The sequence below is a fragment of the Methylobacterium sp. WL116 genome (assembly GCF_008039455.1).
Lineage (GTDB): Bacteria > Pseudomonadota > Alphaproteobacteria > Rhizobiales > Beijerinckiaceae > Methylobacterium.
Map to the genome: position 1 here is coordinate 1 of NZ_VRUV01000299.1, position 5,693 is coordinate 5,693.

Annotated in this window: 5 protein-coding genes and 1 pseudogene; 3 read left to right on the forward strand and 3 right to left on the reverse strand. The window is 71.4% G+C overall.

Annotated elements, in window-relative coordinates; translation table 11 throughout:
• Nucleotides 1–81: 81 nt before the first annotated feature.
• Nucleotides 82–723: pseudogene (locus tag FV223_RS31915) on the forward strand (hypothetical protein); the annotation flags it as partial.
• On the opposite strand, the gene FV223_RS18555 reads toward FV223_RS31915, so the two are convergent.
• Together FV223_RS18555 and FV223_RS18560 are read right to left on the reverse strand one after the other, a co-directional pair.
• Complete coding sequence (locus FV223_RS18555; RefSeq protein WP_147728399.1) at nucleotides 618–1,085, reverse strand: N-acetyltransferase; 468 nt, start codon at nucleotides 1,083–1,085, stop codon at nucleotides 618–620. The pseudogene FV223_RS31915 and the gene FV223_RS18555 overlap by 106 nt on opposite strands.
• Nucleotides 1,086–1,226: 141 nt before the next feature.
• Nucleotides 1,227–2,393, reverse strand: a complete 1,167-nt coding sequence (locus FV223_RS18560; protein ID WP_147728400.1) for a type III PLP-dependent enzyme — start codon at nucleotides 2,391–2,393, stop codon at nucleotides 1,227–1,229.
• Between the two features lie 763 nt (nucleotides 2,394–3,156).
• Between FV223_RS18560 and FV223_RS18565 the strand changes: the two genes are divergently transcribed.
• Entirely contained in the window at nucleotides 3,157–3,690 is a 534-nt protein-coding gene (locus FV223_RS18565; RefSeq protein ID WP_246686406.1) for a GNAT family N-acetyltransferase, read from the forward strand.
• A gap of 10 nt (nucleotides 3,691–3,700) precedes the next feature.
• On the opposite strand, the gene FV223_RS18570 is transcribed toward FV223_RS18565, so the two are convergent.
• Entirely contained in the window at nucleotides 3,701–3,937 is a 237-nt protein-coding gene (locus FV223_RS18570) for a hypothetical protein (protein ID WP_147728402.1), read from the reverse strand.
• A gap of 188 nt (nucleotides 3,938–4,125) precedes the next feature.
• Between FV223_RS18570 and FV223_RS18575 the strand changes: the two genes are divergently transcribed.
• Nucleotides 4,126–5,693, forward strand: a 1,568-nt coding sequence (locus FV223_RS18575) for a hypothetical protein (RefSeq protein WP_246689726.1), incomplete at its 3' end; no start/stop codon positions are given.

The following is a 5,693-nucleotide window of genomic DNA, read 5'->3' on the forward strand; positions in this document are numbered from 1 at the left end:
GCCGCCGAGGGCGCGCGCGCGGCCAAGGTCGTCCGGGGCGCCAACAACGCGAAGGCCCTGACCGCCCTGGCGCGCGCGCGCATGCGCGCGATCCGTCCTTTGCGCCTGAGGATGATCGATGCGGTCACGCTCGCCGCCGCCGGGCTGCTGGTGCTGAAGCTCATCGCGATGTCGGTCGAGACGCCGCAGGTCGGCACCGAATTGCCGGCCCTCGCCCAGGTGCTCGCCAAGGCCCGCGCCGGCTACGAGCTGGCCGACCCCGCCACCACCGGATCGGTGACGCCCAAGGACGAGACGAAGGCGGATGCCAAGAAGCCCGAGCCGCCGCCCCAGGCTCAGCCGCCGATGCCCGAGCCAGTCTCGCTGAGCGAGCGCGCCCTGCTGGAGAAGCTCGGCGCCCGGCGCGACGCGCTCAAGCAGAAGAGCGACGAGCTGGAGCTGCGCGAGAAGATGCTCGGCGAGGCCGAGCGCAAGCTCGAGACCGGGCTCGGCGACCTCAAGCAGGCCGAGGACAAGGTCGACACATCCGGCAAGGCCAAGGCTGAGGCCGAGAAGGCCGGCCTGAAGAACCTCGTGACGATGTACGAGACGATGAAGCCGAAGGAGGCCGCCCGGGTCTACGACCGTCTCGGCCAGGACGTCCTGGTATCGCTGGTGCTGGCGATGAATCCGCGCAAGATGGCGGAGGTGCTGGCCGTGATGCAGCCGGATGCCGCCGAGAAGCCGAAGCGGTCGTAGTAGGGCGCATCGCCCACAAGCAGCACGGCGCCGTGCCCGAGGGATTCGGCCCGGCCGAGGGCGGCATGCATCATGACCCGGCCGAGGCCCTGGCGCTGCAGCGCCGGGTCGACGGCGAGCGGCCCGAGAAGCAGGGCCGGCCGGGCGCCGGCCTCGACGGTCCAGAGCCGCAGCGTCCCGATCAGGCGCCCGTGGCGGGTCGCCGAGAAGGCGAGGCCGCGGGCGGGCAGGCGGCCTTCCCGCAGGCGCTCCGAAGTCTTCGCGCGGCGGTTCGCGCCGAAGCAGGCGTCGAGCAGGCGCTCGCGCGCCGCGACGTCGAGATGATGCTCCGCCCGGATCTGGATCATGACCGTAACCGCCCCGTCATGGCGTGACGCTCGAGGATCCGCGCATCCCCGCCGGCGACCGGATGAGAGCCGGCCGATCGGGATGCGCGGTCTGGGTTCAGATGCCCTAACGACCCGCGGCCGCCGAAGGTGCGGATCGGGTCAGATCACGATCTGTTGCAGCGGCGGGAAACCGTTGAAGGCGACCGCGGCGTAGGTCGTGGTGTAGGCGCCGGTGCCCTCGATCAGCACCTTGTCGCCGATGGAGAGGGAGACCGGCAGCGGGTAGTGATCGCGCTCGTAGAGCACGTCCATCGAGTCGCAGGTCGGGCCGGCCAGCACGCACGGCGCCATCCGGTCGCCGTCATGCGCAGTGCGGACGGGATAGCGGATTGACTCGTCCATGGTCTCGGCCAGCCCCCCGAACTTGCCGATGTCGAGGTAGACCCAGCGCACCTCGTCCTCCGCGGCCGACTTCTTCGAGATCAGCACGACCTCGGCCTCGATCAGGCCGGCGTTGCCGACCATGCCGCGGCCCGGCTCGATGATCGTCTCGGGCAGCCGGTTGCCGAAGTGCTTGGTGAGCGCGCGGAAGATCGCGTCGCCGTAGGATTCCACGCCCGGCACCTGCTTGAGGTACTTCGTGGGGAAGCCGCCGCCGAGGTTGACCATCGACAGGCCGATGCCGCGGAGCGCGCACTCGCGGAAGATGGTCGAGGCGGAGGCGAGCGCTCCGTCCCAGGCCTCGGTGTTGCCCTGCTGCGAGCCGACGTGGAACGAGACGCCGTAGGCCGAGAGGCCCTGACGATGGGCGTGATCCAGCACGTCGACCGCCATCACCGGCTCGCAGCCGAACTTGCGCGACAGCGGCCAGTCGGCGCCGGCTCCGTCGCACAGGATGCGGCAGAACACCTGCACCGCCCGGGCCTCGACCCCGGCGGCGGCGGCGGCGCGGACGATCTTCTCGACCTCGGCCTCGCAATCGACCGCGAACAGGCGGATGCCGAGACGGAGCGCACGGCCGATGCAGCGCTCCTTCTTGATGGTGTTGCCGAAGGAGATCCGCTCGGCGGTGGCGCCGGACGCGAGCGCCATCTCGATCTCGGCGACCGACGCGGTGTCGAAGCACGAGCCCATGTCGGCCAAGAGGCGCAGCACCTCGGGGGCCGGGTTGGCCTTCACCGCGTAGAACACGCGGGTGCCGGGCAGCGCGCGGGCGAACGCGGTGTAGTTGTCCCGGACCACGTCGAGGTCGAGCACCATCACGGGGCCCTCGTCGCGGCCGAGGTCGCGGCGGACGCGCAGGAAGTCGCGGATGCGATCGGTCATGTCGGTTCCAACCCACAGGTTCGCTAGGCCGCCCACGGGGGAGCGCGCCGTCGAAGATGTGACGGTCCAGGCGGACCGCCGGCGTCTGGGGCCGATGCGTCGCGCGGACCCGCGCGCTGTGGAGACGCGACGATCCGTGCGGGCGCGAAAAGCACCCGGAGGCTGCCGTGGATTGGACGGGGTTTTCCCATCCGCACGCCGGGCAAGGAGAAACAAGCCTCTTCGGTGCCGGCCTTTGGAGGGCCGACGAGACCAAAAAAGCCCGTTCGTCGTTGCTTTAAGCTGCGTCCCCCGTGGAGAGCGGGGTTCGCCGGTTTCGCCTCCGGCTGCCGGTTGTTGTCGGGGTCCGGTGTCGCCACCTGGATGCCGGCCGGAGGGGATCCACCCTGTCGACCATCGATCCTTTAAGACCCCTGGCGGCTGTCCGGCAGTTGGCCGGATGCCCACCAACCGACACGCGGCCACAGGCACGTGCGAAAATGGGCAGGGCGGATATACGGACGCCGCCGCGCCATCACAAGGAGAAATCGCCGCCATGCGGTGGGATTCCCTGTGCAGAGCGGGCAGCTGTTGCCAAAACGCAGCGCTCGGCCGTGGCCGGGCTTCCCAAGCGCGCGAAGAGGGGGCATCTGACGCCGGTCGACGGTGGCGACGCCCTGCCGGTCCGCGGCAGCCGGGCGTCGTGCTGCGCGTGCGGCGGGCGGTGAGCGGCGGTCATCATGGTCGGGGTGAGACGGCGGACGATTCGGCCCCGGGGGACCGCGTGAGCCCGCAAGCCGACGGCGAGCTGAAGATCCGCCTCGCGCGCCTCGACGATCTCGATGCCCTGGTCGCCCTGGAGAACGCGACCTTCTCGACCGACCGCGCCGAGCGGCGTGCGATCCGCCACGCGATCCGCTCGCCCTCGATGAGCGTGCTGGTCGCCTTGCTGGAGGAGGAGGACGGGACCAACGTCCTCATCGGCGCGGCGACGCTCGAGCGCCGCCGCAACAGCCGCAACGCGCGGCTCTCGTCGATCGCGGTGTCGTCGTCCCGTTCGGGTCTCGGCCTCGGCGGGCGGCTGATGCAGGCGGTGGAGGACGAGGCCCGCCGCCACGGCTGCACCCGCCTGCGCCTCGAGGTCCGCGCCGACAACGGCGCCGGCCTGCGCTTGTACGAGCGGCGCGGCTACACCCGCTTCGACGTGCGCGAGGATTATTACGAGGATGGGATGGAGGCGTGGCGCTACGAGCGCCCGCTCGTCGACGACGCGCCGGGCACGGCGCAGGTGCCGCCCCGGCAGCGCCGGAGCGGCTGAGGCCGAAAGATCAGTCGCAGCGCTCCTTGCGCACCGTCTTGCGGTCGCCCTCGTCGTTGGTCGACGTGACCGTCTTCGTGGAGCAGCCGTCGCTGCTCTCGCGGGTCTCGACCGTCTTGCTCTCGGTCGCCGGCCGGTCGACGACGACGGTGTCCGGCGCGCCGCGCTCGATCACGGTGGTCTGGGCGGTGGCGGCCTGAACGCCCGCGAGGGCGAGGATTGCGGCGGCGGGAACGAGGATGCGCATCTGACGGGGACTCCGGGGAAGGTTTGGACCGGACGCGGAAACGGCCTTCGGCGCCAAACCGTTCCGGCGCGCCCTCGTCGTGCCGGATTCAGGGAATCTTACCGGCGCGGCGCTAGATCGAGGCCGCAGGCCGCGCTCGCCCGTGCCGGTTCGTCCCCGAAGGCTCGTTCGTCCCCGAAGGCTCGTCCATGGCCGTGATCGCCGCTTTCGTCCTGAATGCCGGGCTGAACTTCGTCCTCGGCCTGCTCATCGCCAAGCTGCTCGGGCCGGCCGACTTCGGACGGTTCGCACTGGCCACCGCCGGCACCCTGGTGATCACCACCGTGCTGTTCGAATGGCTGCGCCTGTCGGCGACGCGGTTCTATTCCGTGCGCGTGCGCCTCGACGAGCCGTGGATCCGCCACGGCCTCGACCGGGCCTACGCCATCCTCGCGGCGCTGCTGTTGTCCGCCGCGGCCATCGCCGGCGGCCTCAGTCTCGGCGACGGTCCCGACGGCCACGCCGCGATCCTGTCCGGCGCGATGCTGGCGGCGCTCGGCATCGGCGTGTTCGACTACCACGCCGCGCTCGCCCGCGCCCGCTTCGACGGCAAGCTCTACTTCGGCCTCGTCGCGGTGAAGAACGTGCTGGCCTTCGCGATGATGGCGGCGGCCGCCTGGTATCTGCGCCAGCCGGCCTGGGTGCTGGCCGCCGCCGGGCTGAGCCAGCTCCTCGCGGTGCTGATCCTGCGCCACCCGCTGCGCGACCCGGTGACGACGGTGGAGCATCATCGCCGGCGCGAGACCTGGACGCTGTTCCTGCGCTACGGACTGCCGCTGATCGCGGCCAACGCCGTCTACCAGCTCCTGCCGTTCCTCAACCGCGGCACCATCGCGGCGCAGGCGGGATTCGCCGAGGCCGGCTACTTCGCCCTCGCCGCCGACGTGACCGCACGCAGCCTGACCATGCTCGGCACGGCGCTCGACCTGCTGCTGTTCCAGCTCGCGGTCCGCGTCGAGGAGCTGCACGGACGTGCGGCGGCCGAACGTCAGGTCGCCGCCAACGCCGCCACGGTCTTCGCGCTGCTGCTGCCCTGCGCCGTCGGGTTCTGGGCGGTGCTGCCGGCGCTCGAGGCGCTCGTGGTGCCGGAGGCCTATCGCGGGCCGTTCGCCCTCTACGCGCTGCTGCTGATCCCGGGCCTGTTCTGCCTCGCGATGATGTTCTTCGCGATCAACCCGGTGTTCCAGATCCGTCGCCGCACCCTGCCGGTGATCGCGGCCGCGGCGGCCGGGCTCGCCATCCAGGATTTCGGCGGCGCCGAAGCGCTTCTGGAGCTTGCGCAGCTCGCCGATGCGGTAGTCGAGGGAGTCGGAGAAGCCTTCGAGGCGCATCAGCGTGCGGGGGTCCTCGCCGTCGATCCCCGCGGGGAGGTGCGCCGCGCCGGTGAGCTCGAACGGCGAGCCCAGCGCGGCGGCGAGCGCGGCGACGGCGCGGGCGTCGTCGAGCCCCGAGAAGACCAGCGTCGCGACGCGTTCCTGCACCGGCAGCACCTTGAAGGTGACCTCGGTCAGCAGCCCGAGGGTGCCCCAGGAGCCGGCCATCAGCTTCACGAGGTCGAGGCCGGTGACGTTCTTCATCACCCGGCCGCCGGACTTGATCGCCTGCCCGCGGCCGTTGACGAAGCGCACGCCGATCAGGCTGTCGCGGGCGGCCCCGGCGTTGATGCGGCGCGGCCCGGAATTGTTGGCCGCCCGCGACAGCCTGATCGGCGTGCGCT

What these genes read in the sequence shown, in the direction of transcription:
- FV223_RS18570 (WP_147728402.1), bottom strand. Translation starts at nt 3,937, where the DNA reads ATGCGCATCCTCGTTCCCGCCGCCGCAATCCTCGCCCTCGCGGGCGTT.
- FV223_RS18560 (WP_147728400.1), bottom strand. Translation starts at nt 2,393, where the DNA reads ATGACCGATCGCATCCGCGACTTCCTGCGCGTCCGCCGCGACCTCGGC.
- FV223_RS18555 (WP_147728399.1), bottom strand. Translation starts at nt 1,085, where the DNA reads ATGATCCAGATCCGGGCGGAGCATCATCTCGACGTCGCGGCGCGCGAG.